Source organism: Micromonospora sp. NPDC049799 (assembly GCF_040656655.1).
Lineage (GTDB): Bacteria > Actinomycetota > Actinomycetes > Mycobacteriales > Micromonosporaceae > Micromonospora.
Map to the genome: position 1 here is coordinate 1 of NZ_JBFAMU010000725.1, position 1,956 is coordinate 1,956.

2 protein-coding genes and 2 pseudogenes are annotated in these 1,956 nt (G+C 74.6%); all 4 read left to right on the plus strand.

Annotated features, from left to right (window positions below; genetic code table 11):
- A pseudogene (locus tag AB0I76_RS28770) lies at window positions 1–492 on the plus strand (hypothetical protein); the annotation flags it as partial.
- Window positions 493–529: 37 nt separating this feature from the next.
- Window positions 530–991, plus strand: coding sequence for a DUF427 domain-containing protein (locus AB0I76_RS28775; RefSeq protein ID WP_357041949.1), 462 nt, complete (start codon window positions 530–532; stop codon window positions 989–991).
- Between the two features lie 58 nt (window positions 992–1,049).
- Window positions 1,050–1,739, plus strand: a complete 690-nt coding sequence (locus AB0I76_RS28780; RefSeq protein WP_357041952.1) for a Pr6Pr family membrane protein — start codon at window positions 1,050–1,052, stop codon at window positions 1,737–1,739.
- 10 nt (window positions 1,740–1,749) lie between these two features.
- Window positions 1,750–1,956 (plus strand): annotated as a pseudogene (locus AB0I76_RS28785) (glycosyl hydrolase family 88); the annotation flags it as partial.

The following is a 1,956-nucleotide window of genomic DNA, read 5'->3' on the forward strand; positions in this document are numbered from 1 at the left end:
CCGACCGTGACACCGTCCTCCGCCGCCCCGGACGCCACCGCCGCGCCCGGCGGTCCGGGCCAGGGGCCCGCCATGTCGCCCGGCACGAACGGGACTCCGGAGCCGCCCGCCTCCGTGGTGGGACTCTGCACGGCGTACCGCGCGGACGCCGGGGAGAACCCCGGCCGGACGCTGGACAACCCGGTCTTCGGAGACCTGGTCAACGCCGCCGGCGGGCGCGACCGGGTGGCTGGCTACTGCGACCGGGTGCTGCCCGCCTCGCCGGGCACGCCACGCGGAACACCCACGTCACCCCCGGGCAACCAGCCCACGGTCCGCCCGACCACCCCGGAGACGGGACAGCCCGCAACGCCGACCAGGAAGCCGTCGTCGCCGACGACCGGCCGTCCGACCGCGGGTGGCACCGACCCGACCGCGCCGGGCACCGACCGGGCCACACCTGCCACCGCCCCGCGGACGCCGAGCAGACCGACCGGCTCGACCGGCGGCTGAGCGGGGTCTCCGCCGCGCCCGCCGGTAGCGTGGGAGCGTGGAATCCGTCTGGGACTATCCCCGACCGCCGCGGCTGGAGCGCACGGGCCGGCGCATCGACGTGCGGCACGCCGGAGTGACGATGGTCGCCAGCGACCGCTGCTGGCGGGTCCTGGAGACCTCCCACCCGCCGGTCTACTACGTGCCGCGTGACGAGGTCACCGGGGCGACGCTGGAGCCGACGTCCCGACGGACGTTCTGCGAGTGGAAGGGCGAGGCCACCTACTGGGACCTGGTGGTCGGCGACGTCCGGGTGCGCGAGGCCGCCTGGTCGTACGAGCGGCCGACCGAGCCGTACGCGGCACTCGCCGGTGCCCTGGCCTTCTACCCGGGCTGGGTGGACGAGTGCCGGGTCGACGGGGAGCGGGTCGAGGTCCAACCCGGCGACTTCTACGGTGGCTGGATCACCAGCGACGTCACCGGCCCGTTCAAGGGCGCGCCCGGCACGCTGGGCTGGTGAGCAGGGCTGCGATCCGGGGCCGGTGACCCCGGCGGCGGACTGCTGGTAGCTTGCCCCGATGAGTCTGCGGCGTCGACGTGCGGCGGTCGTGTTCCGCCTGGCGGTCGTCATCAGCGTGGTGGCCGGGATCGTCCTCACCGCGCTCGGGCCGGCCACGGTCACCGGCCTGCTGCCCTACTTCACCATCCAGAGCAACGTCGCCGTGGGCCTCTTCGCCGGGTACGCCTGTTGGCTGGCCTGGCGGGACCGCCCGGAGCCGCCGTCGGCGCTCAAGGGCGCGGTGACCCTCTACATCACCATCACCGGCGTGGTCTACCACCTGGTGCTGGCCAACCCCGCCAGCCCGTTCGCGATGCCGCAACCGGACCGCGCGCTCGGTGAGGCGCTGGGCAACCAGTTCCTGCACACGGTGGTGCCGCTGCTCGCGGTGGCGGACTGGGCGCTGTTCGACCGGCGGGGCCGCCTCCGCCCGAGGTACGCGGCGTGGTGGCTGGCCTTCCCCCTCAGCTACCTGGGGTTCGCGCTGGTCCGGGGACTGGTGGTGGACCGCTATCCGTACCCCTTCATCGACGCGGGCGAGCTGGGTTACGACGGCGTCGGGATCAGCGCGGTGCTCTTCGCGGTCGCCTTCTGGGTGCTCGGCCTGGTGTTCGTCGGTGTCGACCGGGTCCTGGACCGGGTGGGCCGGGGACCGGCGCCCGACGATCCGGGCGTCGTGGATCGGCCGGTGGGTGAACCGGTGGGCTGAGGAAGCGGCGATGGACACCAAGGACGCGACCACCCGGGTGCTGGCGGCGCTGCTCGCCATGCAGCGGCAGTCCTGGGAGCAGGGGATGGCCGCGCAGGCGCTGCTCGACCTCGGCCACGACGAGCTGGTGGTGCTGCTGGCCCACGCGGCGGTCACCCGGCAGCACGCCGACGGCCGGCTGGGCGACGTCGGCGAGGACGGCGCGATCAACGGGGCC